The following is a 26273-nucleotide window of genomic DNA, read 5'->3' on the forward strand; positions in this document are numbered from 1 at the left end:
ACGCCCGGTTACATTCCGAACCCGGAAGCTAAGCCTCAAAGCGCCGATGGTACTGCAGGGGGGACCCTGTGGGAGAGTAGGACGCCGCCGAACAACCTTTTAGAAGAACCCCCATCCGGGATCCGGATGGGGGTTCTTCGCGTTTTCAGGCCTCGGTTCGGACGGCGAGCTTGAAACCGATGTGCGACGGGACGAAGCCGAGCCGCTCGTAGAAGCGGTGGGCGTCGGTGCGGGTGGCGTCGGAGGTGAGCTGGACGAGCTCGGCGCCGAGTTCGCGGGAGCGTTCGACGGCCCACTCGATCAGTACGGTGCCGAGGCCGTGGCCGCGCTCGTCGGCGTGGACGCGGACGGCCTCGATGAAGGTGCGGGTGGAGCCGCGCCGGGAGAGGCCGGGGGTGACGGTCAGCTGGAGCGTGCCGACGGTGCGGCCGGCGCGTTCGGCGACGACCAGGTGCTGGTGCGGGTCGGCGTCGATGCGGGCGAAGGCGGCACGGTAGGGGGTGAGGTCGTCGGGGCTCTCGCGGGTCGCGCCCAGGGGGTCGTCCGCGAGCAGCGCCACGATCGCGGGCAGGTCGGCCTCGGTGGCCGGTCGGATCGTCAGATCGGTCGTGTGGCTCATGATCGGAGCATAGAAGGGGTCCTCGGGCCCGCCGCACCGCCGTCTACGCCCGTAGCGCCCTTCACGCCCGTTCTGGGGGCGTTCTCGGGTGATCCGGTGTCACTCCCCGGGCTTGGAGCTGGTGATGACGGCGAAGACGGCGCCGTGCGGGTCGATCAGCTGGGCGAGGCGGCCGACGCCGTGCACGTCCATGGCCGGGATCCGTACCGTGGCGCCGAGCGTGCCCGCGATGGCGAGGGCGGCGTCCACGTTCGGGACCTCGAAGTACGGGAGCCAGTGCGAGGTGGTGCCGGCGGCGGTCTGCTCGGGGCCGAGCTGCATGATGCCGCCGTGGGCGTCGTCGGTGCCGCCGCCGGCCGGGGTGAGGACGGTGTAGGTCGAGCCTTCGAGCGGGACGTCCTGTTCCTGCCAGCCGAAGACGGTGCGGTAGAAGGACTTGGCGCGGTCGGCATCGACGCTGTAGCACTCGGCCCAGCAGAGGCTGCCCTCCGCGTCGACGAGGTCCAGGCCCCGGGTGTCGTGGGGCTGCCAGACGGCGAAGTCGGCGCCGGTCGGGTCGGTGTAGCCGGCCATCCGGCCCGAGGTGAAGACGTCGAAGGGGGTGAACCGGACGCGGCCACCGGCTTGTTCGACCAGTTCGGTGGTGCGGTCGGCGTCGAGGGTGGCGAAGTACAGCGTCCAGGCGGGCGGGGCGCCCTCCTCGGGGAGTGGGCCGAGGGCGGCGACCGTCCGGCCGTCGAGCCGGAAGAAGCCGTAGCCGCCGGCCTCGGGGCCGGCCGACTCGAAGGTCCAGCCGAACAGTGTGGTGTAGAAGTCGGCGGAAGCCCGGGTGTCGGGGCTGCTCAGGTCGAGCCAGTCCGGGGAGCCTGGGCGGAACGCGGTGTTGAGCATGGCGGCATTGCTCCTCGTGCGGGGCCCGGGCGGGCGCGGTCGGCGATCCCCCTCACCTCCCCCCAGCGTGGCACCTGGGCGGGGGCGCTGCACGGCAGGCTTCCGGCCCCGGTCGTGCAGACCCCCGCTCGGGCGGGCCCCGGGTGGTGCCGGTCGCGATGCTCCGGCCTCGGCGGTTCGGGGCTTGTCGGGGCCGGGCGGTACGGTGCGTAGCGGAATGATCCACCCGTACCGGTCGAAGGGGGCCCGGTGAGCATGCAGGCGCAGTCGGGGCAGCAGCCGCCGCGCCAGCTCGCGCAGGTCGAGGGCGTGCTGGAGCGGATCACCTATGCCAACGAGGAGACCGGCTACACGGTGGCCCGGGTGGACACCGGCCGGGGCGCGAACGAGCTGCTGACCGTGGTGGGCGCGCTGTTGGGCGCTCAGGTCGGGGAGTCGCTGCGGCTGCACGGGCGGTGGGGCTCGCACCCGCAGTACGGGCGGCAGTTCACGGTGGAGAACTACACGACGGTGCTGCCGGCCACGGTGCAGGGCATCCGGCGGTACCTGGGCTCGGGGCTGATCAAGGGGATCGGGCCGCGGTTCGCCGAGCGGATCGTGGAGCGCTTCGGGGTGGACACCCTGGAGGTGATCGAGAACGAGCCGGCTCGGCTGATCGAGGTGCCGGGGCTGGGGCCGAAGCGGACGAAGAAGATCGCGACGGCCTGGGAGGAGCAGAAGGCCATCAAGGAGGTGATGGTCTTCCTGCAGGGGGTCGGGGTTTCGACCTCGTTGGCTGTGCGAATCTACAAGCAGTACGACGACGGCTCGATCGGGGTGGTGAAGAACGAGCCGTACCGGCTGGCCTCGGACGTGTGGGGCATCGGCTTCCTGACGGCGGACCGGATCGCCCAGGCGGTGGGGATCCCGCACGACAGCCCGGAGCGGGTGAAGGCCGGGCTGCAGTACGCGCTGTCGCAGAGCAGCGACCAGGGGCACTGCTTCCTGCCGGAGGAGCGGCTGATCGCGGACGGCGTGAAGCTGCTGCAGGTCGACGTCGGGCTGGTGATCGACTGCCTGGCGGAGCTGGTTGCGGCCGAGGGGGTGGTGCGCGAGACGGTGCCGGGGGAGGGTGGCGAGTCGATCACCGCGGTGTACCTGGTGCCGTTCCACCGGGCGGAGATCTCGCTGGCCAACCAGCTGCTGCGGCTGCTGCGTTCGGACACGGACCGGATGCCGTGGTTCGCCGACGTGGACTGGCCGGTGGCGCTGGACTGGCTGGCGAAGCGGACCGGGGCCGAACTGGCGCCGGAGCAGCAGCAGTCGGTGCGGCTGGCGTTGACCGAGAAGGTGGCGGTGCTGACGGGCGGTCCGGGTTGCGGCAAGTCGTTCACGGTGCGGTCGATCGTGGCGCTGGCGCTGGCGAAGCGGGCCAAGGTGGTGCTGGCGGCGCCGACCGGCCGGGCGGCGAAGCGGCTCGCGGAGCTGACCGGGGTGGAGGCCTCGACGGTGCACCGGCTGTTGGAGCTACGGCCGGGCGGGGACGCCGCCTACGACCGGGACCGGCCGCTGGACGCGGACCTGGTGGTGGTCGACGAGGCCTCGATGCTGGACCTGATCCTGGCGAACAAGCTGGTCAAGGCGGTGCCGCCGGGGGCACACCTGCTGTTCGTGGGGGACGTGGACCAGCTGCCCTCGGTGGGCGCGGGCGAGGTGTTGCGGGATCTGCTGGCGGAGGGCGGGCCGATCCCGTCGGTGCGGCTGACCAGGATCTTCCGGCAGGCGCAGCAGTCGGGCGTGGTGACCAACGCGCACCGGATCAACGAGGGCAGGCCGCCCCTGACGGACGGTCTGGCGGACTTCTTCCTGTTCGCGGAGGACGACGCGGAGCGGGCGGCCGGGCTGACGGTGGACGTGGTGGCGCGCCGGATCCCGCAGAAGTTCGGTTTCGATCCGCGCCGGGACGTCCAGGTGCTGGCGCCGATGCACCGCGGTCCGGCGGGCGCGGGGAACCTGAACACGCTGCTGCAGGGGGCGGTGACGCCGGCCCGGGAGGGTCTGGCTGAACGCCGGTTCGGCGGCCGCACGTTCAGGGTGGGGGACAAGGTCACCCAGATCCGCAACAACTACGACAAGGGGCGGAACGGCGTCTTCAACGGCACAGTGGGAGTGGTGACCGCCCTCAGCGCGGACGACCAGCGGTTGACGGTGCTCACCGACGAGGACGAGGAGGTGGCGTACGACTTCGACGAACTGGACGAGCTGGCCCACGCGTACGCGGTCACGATCCACCGCTCGCAGGGCAGCGAGTACCCGGTGGTGGTGATTCCGGTCACCATGTCCGCTTGGACGATGCTCCAGCGGAACCTGCTCTACACCGCTGTGACCAGGGCACGGAAACTCGTCGTGCTGGTGGGGTCACGGAAGGCGATCGCCCAGGCCGTACGGGCCGTCAGCGCTGGTCGGAGGCATACCGCGCTCGATCATCGGCTGGCTACTGGATGATTATCCAACGGGATGGTTGCCTCTAATGTTCTCTTGACGTGAAGAGATTTACGGCAGAGCCTAGGGTGGTGCCGATCTTGTCCGGTTCGTACCGGCTGCGGCGGCAGGTTTTGTAGGGGCGGGCCCTTTCGGGCCACCCCGGGTGCGCGGCTGTCCTCCGGATGGGGGATCGTGGAGTCAGTCAGGGCACCTTGGAAGAGGATTCATTTCGTCGGTGAGGAAGACGTGAGCGACAACTCGGTAGTACTGAGGTACCAGGACGGCGAGTACGAGTACCCCGTCGTCGAGAGCACTGCGGGCAACGCCGGCTTCGACATCTCGAAGCTGCTCCCGCAGACCGGCCTGGTCACCCTGGACAACGGCTTCGGTAACACCGCCGCGTACAAGTCCGCGATCACCTTCGTGGACGGCGACAACGGCATCCTGCGGTACCGCGGCTACCCGATCGAACAGCTCGCCTCCCAGGGCGGGTTCATCGAGACCGCGTACCTCCTGATCAACGGTGAGCTGCCCGACGCGGACCAGCTGGCCGAGTTCAGCCGCGAGATCACCCAGCACACCCTGCTGCACGAGGACGTCAAGCGCTTCTTCCAGGGCTTCCCGCGGGATGCCCACCCGATGGCCATGCTGTCCTCGGTGGTCGGCGCGCTGTCCACCTTCTACCCGGAGAGCCACAACCCGTTCGACGCGGCCCAGCGCCACCTGTCGACGGTCCGCCTGCTCGCCAAGCTGCCGACGATCGCCGCGTACGCGTACAAGAAGGCGATGGGCCAGCCCTTCGTCTACCCGCGCAACGACCTGAGCTACGTCGAGAACCTCCTGCGGATGACCTTCGCCGTCCCCGCCGAGGACTACGAGCTCAACCCGGTCATCGTCAACGCCCTGGACAAGCTGCTCATCCTGCACGCGGACCACGAGCAGAACTGCTCGACCTCCACCGTGCGCCTGGTCGGCTCCAGCCACGCCAACCTGTTCGCCTCGATCTCGGCGGGCATCTCGGCCCTGTGGGGCCCGCTGCACGGCGGCGCCAACCAGGCCGTGCTGGAGATGCTGGAGAGCATCCAGAAGGACGGCGGCGACGTCGACGCGTTCATCACGAAGGTGAAGAACAAGGAAGCCGGCGTCAAGCTGATGGGCTTCGGCCACCGGGTCTACAAGGCGTTCGACCCGCGTGCCGCCCAGGTCAAGATCCTCGCGCACGAGGTGCTCGCCCAGCTCGGCAAGAACGACGAACTCCTCGAGATCGCGCTCAAGCTGGAGGAGCACGCCCTCAAGGACGACTTCTTCATCTCGCGCAAGCTGTACCCGAACGTGGACTTCTACACCGGCCTGATCTACCGCGCCATGGGCTTCCCGACCAGCATGTTCACCGTGCTGTTCGCCCTCGGCCGGCTGCCGGGCTGGATCGCCCACTGGCACGAGATGATCAACGACCCGACCAGCCGGATCGGCCGCCCGCGCCAGATCTACACCGGCACCGCGATCCGCGACTACGTGCCGCTCGACGCGCGCTGACCGAGCGGACGTCGAAAGGGGCCCGGCCGCCGAGCGGCCGGGCCCCTTCGCGTCCCCGGAGCGAGCCCCCGGAGGGGCCGCGCGGGGACTGAACCGTACGGCGCACGACTCCGGGGCCGGCCGCAGCCGGGGGACGGCCGCTCAAAGCGTCCCCGGCCCGCCAGAACCCCGGCGTCGTGCGCGAAGGCCGTCGAAGGCGACGGCCGTTCCCGGGGCCCGCCGGAGCCCCGTCGGCGGCAGTCGGTGGAAGCGCGGGAGACGCGTTGCCGTTCATCGCGTCCCCGCCCGCCGAAACTGCCGCACTACCAACCTAAGACGTATCAGGGTGCGAGAAGTTACGCCCGGGGGGTGTGAGCTGCCTCTCGCCACGCTCCGTGTGCGCGTCGTGCCCCGCCCATATCACACCTTCTCCCGCGCGGGACGTCACCCTCCCCGCAGTCACGGCAACCGAGCGTGATAGGAATCGTGGCATTCCGGTACGGACCGTCGCGCACCCTCGCAGCGCGACGGCGGGACTGGGGAGGGAGTGCGCAGATGGCCAGGAGCGTCGTCGTCACCGGCGGTGGCACGGGAATCGGGTACGAAGTCGCGCGGCGGTTCGCCGAGGCGGGCGACCAGGTGGTGATCGTGGGCCGTCGGCGCGCGGTCCTGGAGAAGGCCGCGGCCGACCTGGGGCCGAACGTCACCCCGCTGGTGTGCGACCTCGCCGACCCGGACGCCGTCGAGGCCGTGCTGCGCGAACTGCCCGAGCGCATCGACGTGCTGGTCAACAACGCCGGCAGCCGGGAGACCGTGGCCGGCGGCGGGCCGCACGCCCTGCTGGCCCGCTGGCGCGGCGACTTCGAGCGCAACGTGCTGACCGTGGTGCTGCTCACCGAGTCGGTCCGCGACCGGCTCACCCCGGGCGCCGGCCGGGTGGTCACCATCAGCTCCATCGCCGCCCTGCGCGGGGCCGGCTCGTTCGGCGCGGCGAAGGCCTCTCTGCACGCCTGGAACCACTTCCTGGCCGCCCAGTTGGGCACCTCGGGCATCACCGCCAACATCGTCGCGCCGGGCACGGTCAGCGGCACCGAGTTCTTCGGGCCCCGGCTGGACGAGGCCGAGGTCGCCCGGCGGGCGGCCCGCACCCTGCTCGGCCGGATCGGCGAGACCAGTGAGGTCGCGGCGGCGGTGCAGTTCCTGGCCTCGCCCGAGGCCGGGTTCATCACCGGGGAGATCCTGCACTGCAACGGCGGCGAGCTGCTGGGGCGTTGACGGACATCGCGAGGGCCCGGACCGCACGTCGGTCCGGGCCCTCGCGCCGTCCGGGGCGGCAAGGCCGGGGACTGGGTCAGGCCGGTCGGAAGCGGCGCAGCCGGAGGCTGTTGGTGACGACGAAGACCGAGGAGAAGGCCATGGCGGCTCCGGCGATCATGGGGTTGAGGAGTCCGGCGGCGGCGAGGGGGATCGCTGCGACGTTGTAGCCGAAGGCCCAGAACAGGTTGCTCTTGATGGTGCCGAGGGTGCGGCGGGAGAGGCGGATGGCGTCGGCGGCCGAGCGCAGGTCGCCGCGGACCAGGGTGAGGTCGCCGGCTTCGATCGCGGCGTCGGTGCCGGTGCCCATCGCGAGGCCCAGGTCGGCCTGGGCGAGTGCGGCGGCGTCGTTGACGCCGTCGCCGACCATCGCCACGACCCGGCCTTCGGCCTGCAGCCGCTTGATGGTGTCGACCTTGTCCTGCGGCATGACGTCGGCGATCACGTGTTCGGGCTCGATGCCGACCTCGGCGGCCACGGCCTCGGCGACGAGCCGGTTGTCGCCGGTCAGCAGCACCGGGGTGAGGCCCAGCGCGCGGAGCTCGGCGATCGCCTCGGCGCTGGTCGGCTTCACCGCGTCGGCCACCTCCAGGACGGCCCGGGCCTGGCCGTCCCAGCCGACCGCGACCGCGGTGCGCCCGGCCGCCTCGGCCGCGGCCTTGGCGCGGGCCAGGGCGGGCGGCAGGTACTGCGACCACTCGTTGAGCAGGGCCTCCCGTCCGGCGACCACGGCGTGGCCGTCCACGACGCCTTGGACGCCCAGGCCCGGCACGTTCTCGAAGCCATCGACGGGCGGCAGGTGGCCGGTGCGTTCGGCAGCGGCGGCGGCGATGGCCCGGGCGATCGGGTGTTCGGAGGCGTGCTCCAGGGCGCCGGCCAGGCGCAGTGCCTCGGCTTCGGTGGTGGTGTCGGTGGTGTGGACGGCGAGCAGGGTCATCCGGCCGGTGGTGACGGTGCCGGTCTTGTCCAGGACGATGGTGTCGACCCTGCGGGTGGACTCCAGGACCTCGGGGCCCTTGATCAGGATGCCCAGTTGGGCGCCGCGGCCGGTGCCGACCAGCAGGGCGGTCGGGGTGGCCAGGCCCAGGGCGCACGGGCAGGCGATGATCAGCACGGCCACGGCGGCGGTGAAGGCGGCGGTCCAGCCCTCGCCGGTGCCCAGCCAGTAGCCGAGGGTGGCCACGGCGAGGGTGATCACGATCGGTACGAAGACCGCGGAGATCCGGTCCGCGAGGCGCTGGGCGGCGGCCTTGCCGTTCTGCGCGTCCTCCACCAGCTTGGCCATCCGGGACAGTTGGGTGTCCGCGCCGACCCGGGTGGCCTCGACCACCAGCCGGCCGCCCGCGTTGACGGTGGCGCCGGTGACGGCGTCGCCGACGGCCACCTCGACCGGGACGGACTCGCCGGTCAGCATCGAGGCGTCCACCGCGGACGCGCCCTCGACCACCAGGCCGTCGGTGGCGATCTTCTCGCCCGGGCGGACCACGAAGCGGTCGCCCACGGCGAGTTCGGCGATCGGGATGCGCACCTCGGACCCGCCGCCCAGCACCGCCACGTCCCTGGCACCGAGGTCGAGCAGGGCGCGCAGCGCGGCGCCGGCCCGGCGCTTGGCGCGGCCCTCCAGGAAGCGGCCGAGCAGGATCAGCACGGTGACGGCGGCGGCCGTCTCCAGGTAGAGCGCCGAGGAGGCGTCGGTGCCGCCGACGGCGAGCGAGAAGTCGTGGCGCATCCCGGCCACGCCGGCGTGACCGCCGAACAGTGCCCAGCAGGACCAGCCGAAGGCGGCCAGGGTGCCGAGCGAGACCAGGGTGTCCATGGTGGCGGCGCCGTGCCTGAGGTTGGTCCAGGCGGCGCGGTGGAACGGGAGGCCGCCGTAGACCACGACCGGGCCGGTGAGGGCGAAGGCCAGCCACTGCCAGTCGGTGAACTGCAGGGCCGGGACCATCGACAGCAGGACCACGGGGACGCTGAGGGCGGCGCTGATCAGCAGCCGCTCGGAGGCCGGGGGCGCGGCGGCGGCCCCGCCCGGTGCGGCCTCTCCCTGGGCGGCCCCGTCCGGGGCGGTGACGGAGCCGGAGGGCTCGGGGGCGGCGGGAACCGGCGGCGGGGGGGCCTCGGCGGTGTAGCCGGTGCGCTCGACCGTGGCGATCAGGTCCTCGACCGTGACCGCGGGGCCGTAGTCGACCCGGGCCTTCTCGGTGGCGAAGTTGACGGTCGCCTCGACGTCGTCCATCCGGTTGAGCTTCTTCTCGATCCGGGCCGCGCAGGAGGCGCAGGTCATCCCGCCGATCGACAGCTCGACCCGGTCCCGGGCCTCGACGTCGGGGGCGGACGTGCTCATGCGGATCAGCTCCTTTGGTGGCGGCACAGGGCGGGGCCGCCGGTGCGGCCCCGCCGCTCGGTGGTTCAGGCGCTGCGGCCGACCAGCTCGTAGCCGGCCTCGTCGACGGCGGCGCGGACCTGCTCGTCCTCCAACGGCGCGGCGGAGGAGACCGTCACGGTCCCGGCCGTGGCGTCGGCGGCGACCTCGGTGACGCCGGTGAGGGCGGCGAGCTCCTCGCTGATCGCCTTCTCGCAGTGGCCGCAGCTCATGCCGGACACGGTGTAGGTGATGGTGCTGGACATCGGGGCCTCCGGGAGGTCTGGGCGGGTTCCTACGATGCCGACAGCATACCCCCAAGGGGTATTTGTCGAGCGAACGGGGAGGTGCGTCGCATCGTAGGCGACCTCGGCGGGCGGGTGGGTGTCGTGATCGTCCCTTATGTTCGATGTGTGCCTCCGCTCCGCCGCGCCCAGTCACCCGCGGCTCCCACGGCAGCCGCACTGCCGCCGGACCGCCGGCGCGGTGCCCTGCTCGCCGCCGACCTCCAGGACGTGCCGCGCTGGCGGCGCGCCAGCCCGGCGCTGCTCGCCGTCCTGCTGGTCGCGCTCGCCGACTTCCTCTCCGGCAAGGACCGCTACCTGGCCCCGCTGATGACCGTCGTGCCGACCATCGCGGCGCTCACCCTGAGACCCGGCGAACTGCTCGCGGTCTGCTCGCTCGGGCTGCTCGCGGTGTTCGGGCTCAGCCACTACGACCAGGTCGACAACCTCCACGACGCGCGCTTCCTGTACGGCGCGATGGTCAGCTACCTGGTCGTGTCGCTGTTCTCCGCCTGGGTCGCCAAGCTCCGGATGCGGCGCGCGGCGGTCTTCGCGGCCGTCAGCTCCGTCGCGGAGGCCGCCCAGCGGGCCCTGCTGCAGCTGCCGGGGCCGACCGTCGGGCCGCTGCGGCTGGCCGTCCGGTACGTGTCGGCGGCGGACGCCTCACGGATCGGCGGCGACCTGTACTCCGTCCTGGAGACGCCGCACGGCACCCGGATCGCGGTCGGGGACGTCCGGGGCAAGGGGCTCGCGGCGGTGCAGACGGCGGCCGTCGTGCTGGGCGCGTTCCGCGAGGCCGCGTACGACGAGGCCGAGCTGCGGGGCGTCGCGGCGCGGATCGAGGCCAGTGTCGAACGGCACGTGCCGGACGGCGAGTTCACCACGGCACTGTTCGCGGAGTTCCGCACGCCGGAGGCGATGGAACTGCTGCAGTACGGGCACGTGCCGCCGATCCGGGTGGACGGCGACGGGCGGGCGCACGTGCTGGACGCGCCGGACCCCTGGGTGCCGCTCGGCCTCGGCAAGATGGCGGCCGGGGAGCCGACCACCTGGGGGCAGCCCTTCGGCGCGGGAGAGGTGCTGGTGCTCTGCACGGACGGGGTGATCGAGGCGCGGCACCGCAAGAGCGGGGAGTTCTATCCGCTGGCCGAGCGGGTGGGGCCGCTGGTGCGGGGGGCCACGCACTCGGCGGGGGAGCTGGAGGCGGCGGTGGGGCGGGTGTACGCGGACCTGCTGGCGCACACGGGCGGGGACCTCGGGGACGACGCGTTGCTGCTGCTGATCGCGCGGACGGATGGGTGAAGGGCGTCCACTGGGGCGGCGGCGGGGGCCCTGCGCCTCGTGGCAGTCCCGGGGCCTGCCGGGGGTCCGGGGACTGCCACGTAGGGAGACGAAGCGCGCCGCGCGGCGGTCAGCCGGCGGTGGTGTCGGCGGTCGCGTCGGCGAGGGTGCGGAAGAGCAGGGCGGTGGAGGTGGCGCCCGGGTCCTGGTGGCCGATGCTGCGTTCGCCGAGGTAGGAGGCGCGGCCCTTGCGGGCCTGGAGGGGGACGGTGTCGCGGGCGCCTTCCTCGGCGGCGTCGGCGGCCGCGGCGGCGGCCTCGGGGAGGGTCGCGCCCGCCGCGGCCGAGGCGCGGAAGGCGGCGACGGCCGGCGTCCAGGCGTCCACGATGGTCTTGTCCCCGGGACCGGCCTTGCCGAGGAGGCGGACGGCGTCCAGCCCGGCGGAGAGGGCTTCGGCGACGTCGGCCGGGCCGGCGGGTTCGGGCAGCGCGGCGCCGATGGCCCGGAAGGCCTTGCCGTAGAGCGGGCCGGAGGCGCCGCCGACCTTGGAGATGAGCGTGGTGCCGGTCTTGGTGAGGACGGCGCCGGGGCCGGCCGGCCGGAGGCCGTCGAGGGCGGTGAAGGCGGCCGTGAAGCCGCGCCGGAGGTTGCTGCCGTGGTCTCCGTCGCCGATCGCGGAGTCCAACTCGGTGAGCCGGGACTCCTCCTTCTCGACGGCCGCGGCGATCGCGCGGACCCAGGCCTCGGCCAGGACGGTGTCGAACATCGGGCTGTCGGACGTCGGGGTGCCGGACGTCGGGGTGTCGCGGTCGCGGTCCATCACGGATCCTCCTCAGGCCCGCTTGAGGGCGGGGGTGTCGACGGGGGCGTCCCAGAGTTCGAGCAGCTGGGTGTCGGCCTTGGTGAGGGTGAGCGAGAAGCCCGCCATGTCGAGGCTGGTGACGTAGTTGCCGACCAGGCTGCGGGCCACCGTGATGCCGCGCTCGGCGAGCCGGGCGGCGACCTCGCCGTAGACCACGTACAGCTCCAGCAGCGGCGTGGCTCCCAGGCCGTTGAGCAGGGCGATCACCTCGTCGCCCGGGGTCAGGTGGTGGTCCGTGAGGATGGTCTCGACGACCTCGGCGGCCAGGTCGCGGGCCGGGCGGAGCTTCTCCCGGCGGCGGCCGGGCTCGCCGTGGATGCCGACGCCGACCTCGATCTCGTCCTCGGGGAGGTCGAAGCCGGGCTTGCCGGCGGCCGGGACGGTGGCGGCGGTGAGCGCGATCGCGAAGGACCGGGAGGCGGCGTTGACCCGCTCGCCCAGGGCGGCGACCTCGTCCAGCGGGGCGCCGCGCTCGGCCAGCGCGCCGGCGGTCTTCTCCACCAGCACGGTCGCGCCGGTGCCGCGCCGGCCGGCCGTCCAGGTGGAGTCCTCGACCGCGACGTCGTCGTTGACCAGGACGGTGCGGACCTCCAGGCCCTCCTCGGCGGCGAGTTCGGCGGCGAGCTCGAAGTTCATCACGTCGCCGGTGTAGTTCTTCACGATGAAGACGACCCCGGCGCCGTTCTCGACGGCCTTGGCGGCGGCCAGCATCTGGTCCGGGACGGGGGAGGTGAACACCTCGCCGGGGCAGGCGGCGTCGAGCATGCCGGGGCCGACGAAGCCGCCGTGCAGCGGCTCGTGGCCGGAGCCGCCGCCGGAGATCAGCGCGACCTTGGGCCCGGCCGGGCGGGAGGCCCGGGTGATCACCCGGTTGGGGACGTCCACCGCGAGCTCCGGGTGGGCGGCGGCGACTCCGGCCAGGGCGTCCTCCAGGACGCTCTCCGGGGTGTTGATCAGCTTCTTCAACGTTCTTCGCTCCCTTGGTGAGGACGCCACGGCCGTCGACGCCGTCGACCCGACGCTACGCCAGACGGGCGGCCGGGGCACGGGGTGCGACACGCGGGACTCCGATCACTCTCCCGGAGTAGTGGCAGCGGACCGTAGGGTCGCAGGCATGAGTGGAAACGTGGGCATCGTCCTGGTCTCGCACAGCGCCCGGCTCGCGGAGGGGCTGCGCGAACTGCTCGCCGAACTCGCCTCCGACGGCGTGCGGGTGGTGGTCGCGGGCGGGACGGAGGACGGCGGGCTCGGCACCAGCTACGACCTGATCGCCGCGGCCGTCGCGCGGGCGGACGGCGGCGCGGGCGTGGTCGTGCTGCCGGACCTCGGCAGCTCGGTGCTCACCGCCGTCACCGTCCTGGAGGACGAGCCGCGCCCGGGCGTACGGCTGGTGGACGCGCCGTTCGTGGAGGGCGCGGTGGCCGCCGCCGTCACCGCCTCGACCGGCGCCGGACTGGCCGAGGTCGTGGCGGCGGCCGAGGACGCGCGCGGGTTCAGGAAGCTCTGATCACTTGGCGTCCGCGTAGCACTCCACCACCGCCGTGCTGAGCGGGAAGCGCACCGGGGTGTCGCCGAACACCAGCCGGCGGGCCTCGTCGCCGGCCTCGGCGACGGCGGCGGCCACCTCGTCGGCGAGGTTGGCCGGGGTGTGCACGATCACCTCGTCGTGCTGGAAGAACACCAGGTGCGGGCGGTCCGCCGAGCCGGCCGGCGTCAGGTCGTTCAGCCGCCGGCGCAGTGCCGCGAGGAGGGCGAGGGCCCAGTCGGCGGCGCTGGCCTGGATGACGAAGTTGCGGGTGAAGCGGCCGCGGGCGCGGGCCGTGCGGCCGCCCGCCTCGCCCGCCGTGCCGGCCTCGGTGAGGTCGAGGAAGTCGGCGGAGGCCGGCGGGCAGACCCGGCCGAGCCGGGAGGCGACCGTGCCGCCGTCCTCGCCGGTGCGGGCGGCGGCCTCGACGTAGCCCATCGCGGCCGGGTAGCGGCGGTGCAGGGTGTTCAGCAGCGGGCCGATGTCGCCGCTGGTCTGCCCGTACATGGCGCCGAGCAGGCCGAGTTTGGCCTTGTCGCGGTCGCCCTGGAAGGCCGTCGCGGCGAGCGCCTCGTACAGGTCGCCACCGGCCGCCGTGCGGGCCAGCCCGGCGTCCTGGGAGAGCGCGGCGAGGACCCGCGGCTCCAGCTGGGCGGCGTCGGCGACCACCAGCAGCCAGCCCGGGTCGGCGACCACGGCCCGGCGCAGGATGCGCGGGATCTGCAGGGCGCCGCCGCCGCGGCTGGCCCAGCGGCCGGAGACCACGCCGCCGACCACGTACTCGGGCCGGAAGCGGCCGCCGCGGACCCAGGCGTCCTGCCAGGCCCAGCCGTGCGCGACGTGGATCCGGGAGAGCTCCTTGTAGCGGACCAGCAGCCGGGCGGCGGGGTGGTCGACGCCCTGGAGCTCCCAGGTGCGGGTGGAGCCGAGCTGGATGCCCGCCTCGGCGAAGGCGCGCAGCACCTGGGTGTGCGAGTCGGGGTTGAACGGCTTGGCGCCGAGCGCCCGCTGGAACTCGACGGCGAGGTCGGCGAGCAGCCGGGGCTGGGTGCCGGGGACGGCCGGGCGGGGGCCGAGCAGCCCGGTGAGCAACCGGTCGTGGACGTCGGCGCGCCAGGGCAGGCCGTCGTCCGCGATCTCGGCGGCCACCAGGGCGCCGGCCGACTCGGCGGCGACCAGCAGCCGGAACCGCTGCCGGGCGGCCGGGTCGGCGATCGCGGCGATCCGGCGCTGCTGCTCGGCGTGGACGGCGACCACGGCGGCCAACGCGTCCACCCCGGGCGGAAGTTGCAGCCGGTCGGGGGCGAAGAGGGTGTCCTGGCCGCCGTCCGCCTCGGCGAGCCCGCGCTCGGGCAGGTCCTCGGGGACGGGCAGGCCGCGCAGCCGGGACCAGGCCGCCCCGAGCGAACGGGGCGCGCCGAACCGGCCCTCGTGCGCCAGCAGCAGGGCCTCGACCAGCCGCAGGTCGTGGCAGCGGGCGAGCCGCTCGGGCAGCCGCGGCAGCAGCGGGGCGTACGCGGAGTCGGCGGCGGCCCAGACCCAGCGCGGCGCCGGCGGACCACCGCTCCCGGCGGCCTCCCGGGCGGCGACGGCGGTGCCGAGGTCGCGGACGGCCTCCGGCGGGCCGAGCGGGGCGCCCGCGTCGTCCAGCGGCTGGAGGCGGCCGCCGGGGCCGTGCGGGTCGGGCGCGAGGGCGATCCTGGGTGCCACGGGGGCTGCTCCTCTCCGGCGCGGTCGGGCGTGCGGGTACGGCACGGATGTGCGGGTCGACAGCCACCACTCACGGGGCTCCGGCGTCGACGGTAACGGGTGGGTACGACAACGGGAGCAGGGGCGCATGGGCAGCGCGGGTGACACGGCGTAGGGTCGGCGAAATGACCGAGAACCCGTTCTTCCAGCCCAGCACGCTGGACTACGAACTGCCCCCCTTCGCCGAGATCCGCGAGGAGCACTACCTGCCCGCGTACCGGCGGGGAATGGCCGGGCAGTTGGCCGAGATCGCGGCGATCACCGGCGCCGAAGCCGCGCCGACCTTCGAGAACACCCTGGTGGCCCTGGAACGCTCCGGGGAACTGCTGCGCCGGGTGGACGCGGTGTTCCGCAACCAGTCCTCCTCCGACACCACCGACGTGCTGGACGCGGTGGACGCCGAAGTGAGCCCGCTGCTCGCCGTCCACCACGACGCGATCCACCTGGACCGCGCGCTGTTCGCCCGGATCGAGGAACTGTACGGCCGCCGCGACGCGCTCGGCCTGGACCCGGAGTCGCAGCGGCTGCTGGAGCGCTGGTACACGGCCTTCGAGCGCTCCGGCGCCCGCCTCGGCGACACCGAGCAGGCCCGGCTGCGCGAGCTGAACGCCGAACTCGCCGCGCTCGGCACCACCTTCCAGCAGAACGTGAACGCCGCCACCCGGGCCGCCGCGCTCGTCCTCGACTCCGCGGACGAGCTGGCCGGACTGTCCGAGGGCGCGGTCGCCGGCGCCGCCGAGAACGCCCGGGTGCTCGGCCACGAGGGCAAGTACGTGCTGAGCCTGAAGAACACCTCCGGCCAGCCCGAACTGGCCCAGCTCACCGACCGGTCGGTGCGCGAACGGCTGCTGGCCGCCTCGCTCGACCGCGGCATCGAGGCCAACGGCCCGCTGGCGATCCGGATGGCCGCGCTGCGCGCCGAGCGGGCCGCGCTGCTGGGGCACCCGAGCCACGCCGCGTACGTGGTGGCCGACGAGACGGCCGGCACCGTCGAGGCGGTCTCCGCGCTGCTGGCCCGGCTCGTCGGGCCGGCCGTGGCCAACGCCCGCCGGGAGGCCGCCGAGCTGGCCAAGGCGGCGGCCGAGGACGGCCTCGAGGAGATCGCCGCGCACGACTGGGCGTACTACGCGGAGAAGGTCCGGCAGAGCTCGTTCCAGCTGGACGCGGCGGTGCTGCGCCCGTACTTCGAGCTGGAACGGGTGCTGCGCGACGGCGTGTTCTTCGCGGCGCGGCTGGCGTACGGGCTGACCTTCACCGAGCGGCCCGACCTGACGGCCCACCACCCGGACGCGCGGGTCTTCGAGGTGTTCGAGGAGGACGGCACCGCGCTGGGCCTGTTCATCGGCGACTTCCACGCCCGGGCGTCCAAGCGCGGCGGCGCCTGGATGGACTCGCTGGTCCTCCAGTCCGGGCTGACCGGGCGGCGGCCGGTGGTCCTCAACAACCTCAACATCCCGCGCCCGGCGCCCGGCGAGCCGGTGCTGATGTCCTGGGACGAGGTGCGCACGCTCTTCCACGAGTTCGGGCACGCGCTGCACGGGCTGCTCTCGGACGTGCGCTACCCGCTGTTCTCGGGCACCTCGGTGCCGCGGGACTTCGTCGAGTTCCCCTCCCAGGTCAACGAGATGTGGATGGTCCGGCCCGAGGTGCTGGCCAACTACGCCCGCCACCACGAGACCGGGCAGCCGCTGCCGGCCGAACTGGTCGAGCGGATGACGGCGGCGGAAGGCTTCGGCCAGGGCTTCCGGACGGTCGAGTACCTGGCGGCCACCCTGCTGGACTGGGCCTGGCACACCGTGCCGCAGGGCGAACCGATCGCGGACGCCGAGGAGTTCGAGGCGCGGGCGCTCGCCGCGGCCGGGATCGCGGTGGACGCCATCCCGCCGCGCTACCGGACGGCGTACTTCCAGCACATCTTCTCCAGCGGCTACAGCGCGGGCTACTACGCCTACATCTGGTCGGAGGTGCTGGACGCCGACACCGTGCAGTGGTTCGAGGGCAACGGGCGCACGGTGCGGGAGAGCGGCGAGGTGTTCCGGCGCGAGCTGCTGGCGCGCGGGTTCAGCCGGGATCCGCTGGAGTCCTTCCGCGCGGTGGTCGGCCGGGCACCGGAGACCGGGCCGCTGCTGGCCCGCCGGGGGCTGGTCTGAGCTGGTCCGACCTGGTCGGGCGCCGTGGTCCCTGAAAGTGCTGCGGTCACTGCGGTCACTGCGGGCTGAGCGTGACCGTCACCGGGGTGCCCGGGCGGGCGTGCGGGAGCCGGATCCGTACGGTTCCGGCACGCCCGCCCGCGGGCTGCTCGACCGCGACCCGGGCGTCGGCGGGTGAGACGGCGACCCGGGCGCCGCGCGGGAACGCGGCCGGGGGCAGGAGGAGTTCGCTGCTCCGCCCGGTGCCGTCGGCGCTCCAGCGGACGGTGCCGCCGTCGGTGCGGACGCCGGTGCCGGCGACGGCGGCCGGGTACGGGCCGAAGGCGGGCTCGTCGCCCGGGGCCGGCCGCCCGGCCGGGTCGAGCGCGCAGTAGCCGCCGGTGCCCCGGCACCAGTACCACATCGTCCAGCCCTCGGCGAAGCCGTCCATCGCGGCGACCTGCCGGCGGACCAGATCGCGGTTGCCCGGCGTCCGGGAGTTCGGCGGGCCCCACTCGCCGACCAGGACCGGCAGGCGGTGAGCGGCCGGGTAGGCGGTGATCGCGGCGGTGTACTGCTCGACGAAGCCGTCCGCCTGGTCCCAGTCGGCGCCGTTCTCCACCGCGGTGTCGTAGAAGTGCGGCGCGTAGCCGAGCCGGGGTGCGCCGGGGCGCGGGTCGGCGAAGCCGGGCAGCTGGGTGGGGACGCCCTGGCCGACCAGGACCGTCGGCTCCACGAACAGCCAGGCGCGGGTGTCGGCCCGGCGCACGGCGGCGATCAGCCGGCGGTAGAGGTCGGCGAGCCGGCCCTGCTCCAGGGCCGCGGAGGCGGCGGCCAGGACGGCCGGGTCGCTCGGGTCGCCGTCCACCGGGCCGAACGGCTCGTTGAACAGGTCGTAGCCCAACAGGGAGCGGTGGCCGCGCAGCTCGCGGGCGAGCCGGGTGTAGAAGTCGGCCTGCCAGGCGCGCAGGTCGGGGTCGTCGTAGAGGTGGCGGAAGGCGGCCTGGACGGCGGGCTGGAAGTAACCGGCGAACCAGTCGGCCGGGTCCGGGGTGAAGGGCAGTCCGTCGTCCCGGGTGGCCCAGACCGGGATGCCGTTGGTGCCGCCGCCGAATTTCGGCCCGTAGACGTCCTGGTGGAAGTCGACCAGGACGAGCAGGCCCAGCCGGTCGGCCCGGTCGAGGAGCCGCTGCAGCCGGTGCAGCTCGGCGGGGTCGAGGCGGCCGCGCCGGGGCTCCAGCCTGGTCCAGGAGACCGGCAGCCGGACGAGGGTGAAGCCCTGGGCGGCGATCGCGTCGAGGTCGGCCTCGGTGGCCTCGGCGTACTTGTCGAGGTTGAAGCCGCGCAGGCCGAGTCGGCGGCCCTGGTCGTCGACGAAAGCGGTGCGGCCGTCCGGGGAGGTGGCCGTGCCGGTGGGGAAGCGGTCCCGGTGGCCGTCGTGGGTCGAGGTCGAGGCCGGGGCTGAGGCCGGGGCTGAGGCCGGGTCTGAGGTCGAGGCCGCGGCCGGGGTGGCGGTCAGGACGGCGGTGGCGGCGAGCAGCAGGGCAACGGCGGTGCGGCGCAGGCGCATCGGGGACCTCGCACGGCGGGGGCTGGGGGCCCGATGATGCCTGGAGCGCCGCGCGCCGCACAAGGGTCGTGCGTGCAAGGGCTGTGCGCGCAAGGGCCGTGCGGGAGAGAGGAGTTCGGCCGACCCGGGGGGTTCAGCCGGCTTCCGGCGCCGTCGGCTCGGCGGGGGCGGGCGGCAGGACGGCGGTGGGCAGGTCCGCGGCGGCGGCCAGGCGGCCCCAGAGGAGGTCGGCCAGCGCCTGCACCATCCGGGTGCGCGTGCAGGGCTTGGTCTCCAGCCACCAGTCCCCGGCGGCCAGCACCATGCCGGTGATGCCCCGGCCCCAGGCTTCGGCGAGCAGGTCGCGGTCGGCGCCGAGGTCGACCTGGCTCTGGACGGCGCGGGTGATCTCCTCGGCGATCTGCCGCAGTGCGGGGGCGAGCGCGGTGCCGGCGCCGCTCGGGTCGCCCGGTTCGGGGTGGGTGAGCAGCCGGTAGACCTGGGGGCGGGCCTCGATCCCGGCGAGGTAGGTGTCCAGTACGTGCTCGACCCGGTCGCGGCGCTCCAGCGGTTCGGCGAGGGCGGCCCGGACGGCGGCCAGCAGGCCGCCGGTGTGGCGCTCGGTCAGGGCTCCGATCAGGCCGTTCCGGTCGCCGAAGTGCCGGTAGAGGATGGGCTTGGTGATGCCGGCCTCGGCGGCGATGGCGTTCATGCTGGCGCCCGGTCCCTCGCGCTGGATGACCCGGTCGGCGGCGTTGAGCAGCTGCTCGCGGCGGGGCTCTCGGGACATGCGCTGCTCCTCGGATCCTGGGGGTGGCCTGGGCGTCGGCACCGGGTTCGGGCGTTGACACCGGTTACCAATCAGTAGCAGACTCCGTCGATGTTACCCGAGGTAACACCCCGGTCGGCCGCACACGTCTTCGGAGGCAAGCCCCATGAGCAGCAGCACGTTCTCGCTGGACCCGGGCGCGGACCAGCTCGCCGTACGCGACTGGCTGCACGGCTTCGCCGCCGACGTGATGCGCCCCGCCGCCGCCGAGTGGGACGAGCGCGAGGAGACCCCCTGGCCGATCATCCAGGAGGCCGCCAAACTGGGCATCTACTCGCTGGACTTCTACGCCCAGCAGTACTTCGACCCCTCCGGCGTCGGCATCCCGATCGCCATGGAGGAGCTGTTCTGGGGCGACGCGGGCATCGGGCTGGCCATCGTCGGCACCACGCTCGCCGCCGTCGCGGTGCTGGCCAACGGCACCGACGAGCAGATCGGCACCTGGACCCCGCAGATGTTCGGCACCCCCGACGACCTCAAGGTGGCCGCCTTCTGCTCCTCCGAGCCGGACGCCGGCTCCGACGTCTCCGCGCTGCGCACCCGGGCCGGCTACGACGAGGCCAAGGACGAGTGGGTGCTGAACGGCACCAAGACCTGGGCCACCAACGGCGGGATCGCCGCCGTCCACGTCGTCGTCGCCACCGTCGACCCGGAACTCGGGGCGAAGGGCCAGGCCTCCTTCGTCGTCCCGCCCGGCACGCCGGGGCTGAGCCAGGGCCAGAAGTTCAAGAAGCACGGCATCCGGGCCTCGCACACCGCCGAGGTCGTCCTCGACGGCGTCCGGGTGCCCGGCAGCTGCCTGCTCGGCGGCAAGGAGAAGCTGGACGAGCGGCTGGCCCGGGCCCGCGAGGGCGTCAAGCGCCCGGGCGGCAGGGGCAACGCGGCGATGGCCACGTTCGAGGCGTCCCGGCCGGCCGTCGGCGCGCAGGCGATCGGCATCGCCCGGGCCGCGTACGAGGTGGCGCTGGACTACGCGAAGACCCGCGAGCAGTTCGGCCGCCCGATCATCGACAACCAGGGCGTGGCCTTCCAGCTCGCCGACATGAAGACCCGGATCGACGCGTCCCGGCTGCTGGTCTGGCGGGCGTCCTGGATGGCGGCCAACCACCAGCCGTTCACCTCGGCCGAGGGCTCGATGTCCAAGCTGTACGCGGGCGAGACGGCCAAGTACGTCACCGCGCAGGCGATGCAGATCCTCGGCGGCAACGGCTTCACCCGCGAGTACCCGGTGGAGCGGATGCACCGGGACAGCGCGATCTACTCGATCTTCGAGGGGACCAGCGAGATCCAGCGGCTGGTGATCGCCCGGGCGATCTCGGGAGTGCCGATCCGGTAGTCGCCGGTCCGCTGCTGCTCTGACCGTTGGGATGCCGCGAGACGTTCAGCTCAGCAGGGCTCTGCGGTCACAGCCGGGCTACCAGGTGGTCCAGGGGAGGTTCCAGCCGCCGAGGCCGTTGTCGGGGGCGACGGTCTTCTCCTTGGTGTTCACGATCGTGACGACGTCGCCGATCAGTGAGCTGTTGTAGAACGATCCGGCGACGGAGGTGTCGCTGCCGCCCTCCACATCCTTGAGCGAGACGCAGCCGTGGCTGGTGTTGGCCTTGCCGAACGGGTCGCCCTTGTACCAGTAGTTGCCGTGGAGGTAGGTGCCGGACCGGGTCAGGCGCATCGCGTGCGGGGCGGCGGGGATGTCGTACTCGTTGCCCATGCCGACGGTCTGGGAGTTCATGTGGGTGACCTTCTCCTTCGACATGATGACCATGGTGCCGCCCCAGGAGGGGTGCTGGTCGTCACCGAGGGTGGCGGGCACGGTGGTGGACTTGCCGTCCCGCACGATCGTCATCTGGTGCGTGGCGGCGTCCGCGGTGGAGACCTGGGAGCGGCCGATGGTGAACGGTTCGTCCTTGTCGACGTCGCCCCACACGCCGGGGGCGACTTCGACGTTCTTCAGCCGGTAGTGGATGGTGACCTTGGTGTTCGGCTTCCAGTAGTCGGCCGGACGGAAGTCGATCCGGTTGTCGCCGAACCAGTGGCCCTTCACCTCGGTGCCGTTGTCGGTCTCGAAGGTGATGGCCTTGGCGACGGCGTCCTTGTTCACGACCTTGGTGCTGAAGTCCACCTTGACGATCATGCCCACGCCGTAGGTCTGGCCGTCGGCGATGTTGTCGTTGGTCGACGCCTGCTTGCCGGGCAGGGCGGTGGTGAAGGCGCTGGTGGCCGCGGCGACCAGACCGTCGGCGTCCTTCGCCTGGGCGTTCACCGTGTACGCCGTGCCGGGGGCGAGTGCGGCGGCGGGCTTCCAGCCGGTGCCGTCCGGGGCGATCGAGCCCTGGACGGGCTTGCCGTCCTTGTCCGCCACGTCGACGGCGGTGAGCTTGCCCTGGGAGACGGACACTCGGAGCGCGGTCGGCGCGACGCCCTGGGCCCCGTCCTTCGGCTCCACGTCCAGCACCGCGGTCGACGTCCTCGGCGTCGCCACGGCGGACGCCCCTGCGGAAGCGGCTCCGGAGGCGGCTCCGGAGGCGGCTCCGGAGGCGGCGGTGCCGGCCGGCGCGGCGTCACCGCCGCCGTCGCCCTTGCCGTCGCCGCAGGCCGCGGTCATCAGCAGGATCCCGCCCATCGCCAGTGCCACCACGCCGCGGTGGAGACGGTCGCTGGTGCGTATCGCGGCCCGGGCCGCCCGAACAGTGCTCACAGTTACTCCCTCTCGGTCTTTCGCCGTCAGCTTGTGCGCCGGTTCGTCCCGGCCGCAACGGTGGGCCGGCGATCAGGGACGCGGGGATGCCGTTATCCGGTTTGAGCTGGGAAGACGTAATCTTCCTGGGACGCGCTCGCGGGGCTCCGGGACGGCGCGGCCGGTTCCGGAGGGGCCCTCGGCGCAACCGTGGGACGGTCCGCGGCGTGCTTGTCTGCTGGAGCTCGTGTCGCTTCGCGTCCGGGCGGTCCGGCGGTCCGGCGTCCCGGAGCCCCCGTGGTCCGCCGGCCGGCGACGGCCGGAGCCCGGGGGCGCCGCCGAGGGGGTTCAGGAGGGGTGGAGGAACAGTGCCAGAGGGGATCGGGGATTCGCGGGAGGCGGACGAGGTCGCGCGGCTGCTCCAGGAGCTGAAGAGCCGGTCGGGGCTCAGCTACGGCGCGCTGGCGAAGCGGCTGCAGGTGAGCACGTCGGCGCTGCACCGTTACTGCAACGGTGATGTGATGCCGGTGGAGTTCGCCCCGCTGGAGCGCCTCGCGCGGCTGTGTCGCGCGACTCCGGAGGAGCGCACCGAGCTCTACCGGCTGTGGGGCATCGCCCACGCGGCGCGGGCGAACCGGCAGGCTTCCGCGCCCGCGCCCTCACGCGCACCCGAACTCGCGGCTGAACCCGAGCCCGCACCTGCGGCGGAGGCTTCGTCGGCGGCCCCAGTGGCGCGGACGGTGCCGGACACCCCTGACGCGCCGGGACCGGCGGAGGAACCGGCCACGGGAGGCGCCACCGGGGCCGGCGCGGCCGCCCCGGAGCGTACCCCCGCCGTACCGCCGCAGCGGCGAGTGCGCCGGGGCGCACTCGCCGCCGTGACGGCCGCAGCGGTGCTCGCCACCATCGGGGTCGTCGCCACCGGCCTCGAGACCCACGCGGACGGTTCGTCCGTCTCCGTGCCCGCCCGGGCCGTTGACGCCGGTCCGTCCGCCGAATCCCCGACGCCGGCCCCTGTCGACAAGCCCGTCGGCGCCGCCACTTCCACCAGTGCGGGTGCGACCCCGTCGGGACCGACCGGCGCCGCGGACCAGGGCGCGAGCGCCCCGATCGCCGTCGCGGTCCACCCCTCGCGCGGGGGCACCGAGTGCGACAGGTACGTGGTCGACCGTCCGCCGTCGCAAGTCCCCCGCCCGCCCGCGCTGGTGGATGTCCCGGCCTGGGTCTCCCGGGTCGGCGCGGTCCCCGGCACCTACCAGTCGATCGAGCTCACCGTGCAGGGCACCGGCAGCGACACCGTGGTGCTGACCGCCCTCAACGTCCGCATCGCCCGGATCGCGGCCCCGCTGCCCTGGAACGCCTACTCCATGGGCGACGGCTGCGGGGGCGGCGTCGGCGTCAACTCCTTCGACCTCGACCTGGACGCGGCCCGCCCCCGTCCGGTCGTGTTCGAGGGCAGCACCGGCCTGCCGGTCAAGGTGAGCGAGCGGGACCCGGAGGTCATCGAGGTGACCGCCAAGACCACCTCCCACGACGTCAGCTGGTACCTGGAACTGGAGTGGACCAGCGGCAACCGCAAGGGCACGCTGACCATCGGCCCCAGCGCGGGCACGCCCTTCCGCACCAGCGCGGTCAAGGGTCGGCCGCTCTACAGCTACCCGGTCGGCGGGAAGGCCTGGGAGCCCAGCCCCTTCCAGCAGTGACGGCCGAGCGGGGCCCAACCGGAGCCGGCGGTGGGGCGGATGCCGAGCGGCCCGAACTCGTCGAACGCGAACACGCGGTCGGGGAGGCGGTCCAGGACCCGCCGGTCCGGTGGACGTCGGTCCGGTGGGGCCGGCGCGGCGGCCGGCTGCGGCTAGCGGGCGGCCCAGAAGGTGAGGCCGGCGGTGAGCGCGCCCACCAGCGTGCCGACGACGGTCTGGGCGACGGTGTGGTCCCGCAGGACCACCCGGGACCACCCGACCAGCGGGACCAGCGGGGCGAGCAGCAGCCAGAGCGGGCCGAGCGAGATCGCCAGGCAGGCCACCGCTCCGGCGGCCACGGCGGTGTGCACGGAGACCTTCCACCAGGCGGTGATCACCAGGATCGGGACCAGCGAGGCGAACATCGCCAGCACAAGCGCGGTCAGGTCGGCCGGGGCGTCCAGCCCGATCATCACCGCGAAGCAGAGCAGCACCGAGCCCATGATGAACGGGATGACGGTCAGCCGGCGCTGCCGGTGGCCGACATGACGGTCCTCCACGGTGCCCTTGCGGATGCCGCGCCGGATGAACAGGGTCGGGACGACGGCGGCGAACAGGGCCGCGAAGGCCGCCCAGCCGATGCCCGGCCAGCCGTAGCGCAGGCCGCCCAGCAGGGGGAGCAGGGCGATGATCACGTTCTTCGGCTCGACGCCGTCGGTGATGCGGCGCGCCCAGACCGTCCGCGAGGTGGGTGTGCTCGCAGGCGCAGCCTCGGTCGTCGGCGCGGTCGTGGCCTCGGTGGTCATCGGGTGGTCGCTCCGGGGTCGGAAGGGCCGGTAAGGGGCAGTAACGGACGGTGAGGGACGGGACGGCGGCGGCGCCGGCCGGATGATCGTACGGGTGCCGCCCCTGGCCCCGCCTCCGCCCCTGTTCAGTGCCGCCTGCGCCCCCGGCCGCCGGGGCCGGGCTCAGAACCGGGCCGGGCGGCCCTGGAGGAAGGCGGCCAGGCCCTCGTGGACGTCCGGAGCCTCCCGGGAGCGGCGCTCCCAGGGGGCCAGCGCCTCGGCGGCGCGCTCGGGCGGGACGGCCAGCGCGGCCTTCACCGCGCCGATGGTCTGTGGCGAGCGGAGCGTCAGCAGCCGGGCGAACTCCAGGGCGGCGGCGTCCAGTTCGGCGTCCGGCAGGACGCGTTCGGCGAGGCCCAGCGGCACCGCCTCCCGGCCCGGCACCAACTCGCCCGAGAACAGCAGGTACTTGGCGCGGGCCGGGCCGACCAGCCGGGCCAGCCGCAGGGTCGGCACCGCCGGGTAGACCACACCGAGCTTGGCCGGGGTGATCCCCAGCCGGGCGTCCTCGGCGACGAAGCGCAGGTCGCAGGCGACGGCCAGTTGGCAGCCGCCGCCCACGCAGGCACCGTGCACCACCGCGATCGTCGGGTGCGGGAAGGCCGCCAGCGCCTCCTCGGCGGCGACGTTGACGGCGTGGTAGGCGTCCGCCCGCTCCGGATCGCCGTACACCTCGGCGAGTTCGCCGATGTCCGCGCCCGCGCTGAAGGTGTTGCCGGCGCCGGTGACCAGCAGGGCGCGCACACCCTCCTGCCCGGCGAGCTGCGCCAGCACCTCGGGCAGGGCCTGCCAGATCGCCAGGGTCACCGCGTTGCGGCGGTGCGGGCGGGCGAGTTCCAGCACCGCGACACCGTCCGCGCCGACGTAGGCGCCGAGGCCCTCGGCCTTGGCGGGCAGGGCGGAGCGGTCCCGCGTGAGCAGCGGCTGGTCCATGCGCACCTCCGGTCGGTCGTGGTGCGCCCACCCTCTCAGGTGGCGCCGGCGCCGTAGTCCCCGAGGCCCCGTTCGACCAGGGCGAAGGCCTGGCGGGCCGCGGCGAGCGCGGCGGGCAGGGCGTCGGCGGCGCGTTCGCCGGTCAGCATCCGGCGCTGGTTCCGGCCGGTGAGGGTGAGCCGGGCGGCCATCAGCTGGGCGGCGGCGAGCTGGGCGGTCAGCTCGTCGCCGGTCGGGTCCTGGGCGAGCAGTTCGGCGGCCAGCAGGGCCTGGGCCTGGTGGTCGAAGCCGGCGGTGGTGCGCATCAGCAGGGTCGGGGTGCGGTGGATCAGCCGGACCACGTCGAGCACGACCTGCTGGTCGCTCAGGCCGGTCGCCGGGTCGAAAGCCGCCAGCGCCGTCAGGAACTGTTCGCGCAACGCTGCCACCGCCGAGGTGCCCGGGGCGCGGTCGCGCACCACCCGGGCCGGTTCGCCGAGATGACGCTCCATCGGACCCAGGACCAGTTCCTCCTTGGACGGGAAGTAGTTGAAGACGGTCATCTTGGACACCTCGGAGGCGGCCGCGATCTCGGCCACCGAGACCTGGTCGAAGCCCCGTTCGGCGAACAGCGTGACCGCGGTGCGCCAGATCCGGCGGGCGGTCTGGACCTTCTTGCGCTCGCGCAGGGGGAGGGCGTCGAGGTCGAGGTCGAGGCCGGTGTACAGGCCGGTGCGCGTCTCCATGGGCAAACTGTACCAGGGCCAAATGTTGACCAGGCTGAAAGATGA

Annotated in this window: 21 protein-coding genes and 1 rRNA gene; 9 read left to right on the forward strand and 13 right to left on the reverse strand. The window is 73.6% G+C overall.

Annotation, left to right across the window (positions count from 1 at the left end; translation table 11 throughout):
• A 5S ribosomal RNA gene (gene rrf / locus AC0B61_RS13285) occupies positions 1-93 on the forward strand; the annotation flags it as partial.
• Between the two features lie 52 nt (positions 94-145).
• Here the strand turns inward: rrf and AC0B61_RS13290 are convergent.
• Together AC0B61_RS13290 and AC0B61_RS13295 are read right to left on the reverse strand one after the other, a co-directional pair.
• Entirely contained in the window at positions 146-619 is a 474-nt protein-coding gene (locus AC0B61_RS13290) for a GNAT family N-acetyltransferase (protein WP_471740768.1), read from the reverse strand.
• Between the two features lie 99 nt (positions 620-718).
• The gene (locus AC0B61_RS13295) at positions 719-1510 is read right to left on the reverse strand and encodes a VOC family protein (RefSeq protein ID WP_471740769.1); all 792 of its coding nucleotides are present in this window, start codon (positions 1508-1510) and stop codon (positions 719-721) included.
• A gap of 255 nt (positions 1511-1765) precedes the next feature.
• Between AC0B61_RS13295 and recD2 the strand changes: the two genes are divergently transcribed.
• From recD2 to AC0B61_RS13310, 3 genes are all read left to right on the forward strand, one after another.
• Positions 1766-3994 carry an SF1B family DNA helicase RecD2 gene (recD2, locus tag AC0B61_RS13300; protein ID WP_471741037.1) on the forward strand — a complete coding sequence of 743 codons (2229 nt, stop codon included), beginning with the start codon at positions 1766-1768 and terminating at the stop codon, positions 3992-3994.
• A 225-nt stretch (positions 3995-4219) separates the two neighbouring features.
• The gene (locus AC0B61_RS13305) at positions 4220-5509 is read left to right on the forward strand and encodes a citrate synthase (RefSeq protein WP_471740770.1); all 1290 of its coding nucleotides are present in this window, start codon (positions 4220-4222) and stop codon (positions 5507-5509) included.
• Positions 5510-6043: 534 nt separating this feature from the next.
• On the forward strand, positions 6044-6763 hold the full coding sequence (locus AC0B61_RS13310; RefSeq protein WP_471740771.1) for an SDR family NAD(P)-dependent oxidoreductase: 720 nt from the start codon (positions 6044-6046) through the stop codon (positions 6761-6763).
• Between the two features lie 76 nt (positions 6764-6839).
• Here the strand turns inward: AC0B61_RS13310 and AC0B61_RS13315 are convergent, their stop codons facing one another.
• Both AC0B61_RS13315 and AC0B61_RS13320 read right to left on the reverse strand, forming a co-directional pair.
• Entirely contained in the window at positions 6840-9143 is a 2304-nt protein-coding gene (locus AC0B61_RS13315; RefSeq protein ID WP_471740772.1) for a heavy metal translocating P-type ATPase, read from the reverse strand.
• Positions 9144-9208: 65 nt separating this feature from the next.
• Entirely contained in the window at positions 9209-9427 is a 219-nt protein-coding gene (locus tag AC0B61_RS13320) for a heavy-metal-associated domain-containing protein (protein ID WP_471740773.1), read from the reverse strand.
• Positions 9428-9574: 147 nt separating this feature from the next.
• Here AC0B61_RS13320 and AC0B61_RS13325 point away from each other — a divergent pair, with 147 nt between their 5' ends.
• Positions 9575-10747 carry a PP2C family protein-serine/threonine phosphatase gene (locus tag AC0B61_RS13325; RefSeq protein WP_471740774.1) on the forward strand — a complete coding sequence of 391 codons (1173 nt, stop codon included), beginning with the start codon at positions 9575-9577 and terminating at the stop codon, positions 10745-10747.
• A gap of 109 nt (positions 10748-10856) precedes the next feature.
• Here AC0B61_RS13325 and dhaL read toward each other — a convergent pair whose 3' ends face one another.
• The gene (gene dhaL, locus AC0B61_RS13330) at positions 10857-11492 is read right to left on the reverse strand and encodes a dihydroxyacetone kinase subunit DhaL (RefSeq protein WP_471741038.1); all 636 of its coding nucleotides are present in this window, start codon (positions 11490-11492) and stop codon (positions 10857-10859) included.
• 66 nt (positions 11493-11558) lie between these two features.
• Entirely contained in the window at positions 11559-12554 is a 996-nt protein-coding gene (gene dhaK, locus AC0B61_RS13335; protein WP_471740775.1) for a dihydroxyacetone kinase subunit DhaK, read from the reverse strand.
• A gap of 148 nt (positions 12555-12702) precedes the next feature.
• Here dhaK and dhaM point away from each other — a divergent pair, with 148 nt between their 5' ends.
• Positions 12703-13095 (forward strand): dihydroxyacetone kinase phosphoryl donor subunit DhaM, encoded by a 393-nt coding sequence (gene dhaM / locus AC0B61_RS13340; RefSeq protein WP_471740776.1) that lies wholly within the window; start codon positions 12703-12705, stop codon positions 13093-13095.
• Here dhaM and AC0B61_RS13345 read toward each other — a convergent pair whose 3' ends face one another.
• Positions 13096-14823: a bifunctional 3'-5' exonuclease/DNA polymerase gene (locus tag AC0B61_RS13345; RefSeq protein WP_471740777.1), complete on the reverse strand. Its 1728-nt coding sequence runs from the start codon at positions 14821-14823 to the stop codon at positions 13096-13098.
• A gap of 164 nt (positions 14824-14987) precedes the next feature.
• Between AC0B61_RS13345 and AC0B61_RS13350 the strand changes: the two genes are divergently transcribed.
• On the forward strand, positions 14988-17012 hold the full coding sequence (locus AC0B61_RS13350) for a M3 family metallopeptidase (protein WP_471740778.1): 2025 nt from the start codon (positions 14988-14990) through the stop codon (positions 17010-17012).
• Between the two features lie 55 nt (positions 17013-17067).
• Here AC0B61_RS13350 and AC0B61_RS13355 read toward each other — a convergent pair whose 3' ends face one another.
• Both AC0B61_RS13355 and AC0B61_RS13360 read right to left on the reverse strand, forming a co-directional pair.
• A complete protein-coding gene (locus AC0B61_RS13355) occupies positions 17068-18561 on the reverse strand; it encodes a cellulase family glycosylhydrolase (protein ID WP_471740779.1) in 1494 nt (497 codons plus the stop codon).
• Positions 18562-18694: 133 nt separating this feature from the next.
• Positions 18695-19330, reverse strand: coding sequence for a TetR/AcrR family transcriptional regulator (locus AC0B61_RS13360; RefSeq protein WP_471740780.1), 636 nt, complete (start codon positions 19328-19330; stop codon positions 18695-18697).
• A 145-nt stretch (positions 19331-19475) separates the two neighbouring features.
• Between AC0B61_RS13360 and AC0B61_RS13365 the strand changes: the two genes are divergently transcribed.
• Entirely contained in the window at positions 19476-20705 is a 1230-nt protein-coding gene (locus AC0B61_RS13365; RefSeq protein WP_471740781.1) for an acyl-CoA dehydrogenase family protein, read from the forward strand.
• 78 nt (positions 20706-20783) lie between these two features.
• Here the strand turns inward: AC0B61_RS13365 and AC0B61_RS13370 are convergent, their stop codons facing one another.
• Positions 20784-22064 (reverse strand): L,D-transpeptidase, encoded by a 1281-nt coding sequence (locus tag AC0B61_RS13370; RefSeq protein WP_471740782.1) that lies wholly within the window; start codon positions 22062-22064, stop codon positions 20784-20786.
• Positions 22065-22411: 347 nt separating this feature from the next.
• Between AC0B61_RS13370 and AC0B61_RS13375 the strand changes: the two genes are divergently transcribed.
• Positions 22412-23746: a helix-turn-helix domain-containing protein gene (locus AC0B61_RS13375; protein WP_471740783.1), complete on the forward strand. Its 1335-nt coding sequence runs from the start codon at positions 22412-22414 to the stop codon at positions 23744-23746.
• A gap of 152 nt (positions 23747-23898) precedes the next feature.
• Here the strand turns inward: AC0B61_RS13375 and AC0B61_RS13380 are convergent, their stop codons facing one another.
• From AC0B61_RS13380 to AC0B61_RS13390, 3 genes are all read right to left on the reverse strand, one after another.
• On the reverse strand, positions 23899-24531 hold the full coding sequence (locus AC0B61_RS13380; protein ID WP_471740784.1) for a hypothetical protein: 633 nt from the start codon (positions 24529-24531) through the stop codon (positions 23899-23901).
• A gap of 162 nt (positions 24532-24693) precedes the next feature.
• The gene (locus AC0B61_RS13385) at positions 24694-25503 is read right to left on the reverse strand and encodes an enoyl-CoA hydratase/isomerase family protein (RefSeq protein WP_471740785.1); all 810 of its coding nucleotides are present in this window, start codon (positions 25501-25503) and stop codon (positions 24694-24696) included.
• A 35-nt stretch (positions 25504-25538) separates the two neighbouring features.
• Positions 25539-26228, reverse strand: coding sequence for a TetR family transcriptional regulator (locus tag AC0B61_RS13390; protein WP_471740786.1), 690 nt, complete (start codon positions 26226-26228; stop codon positions 25539-25541).
• Between the last annotated feature and the right edge of the window lie 45 nt (positions 26229-26273).

The organism is Kitasatospora sp. NPDC023385 (genome assembly GCF_055664045.1).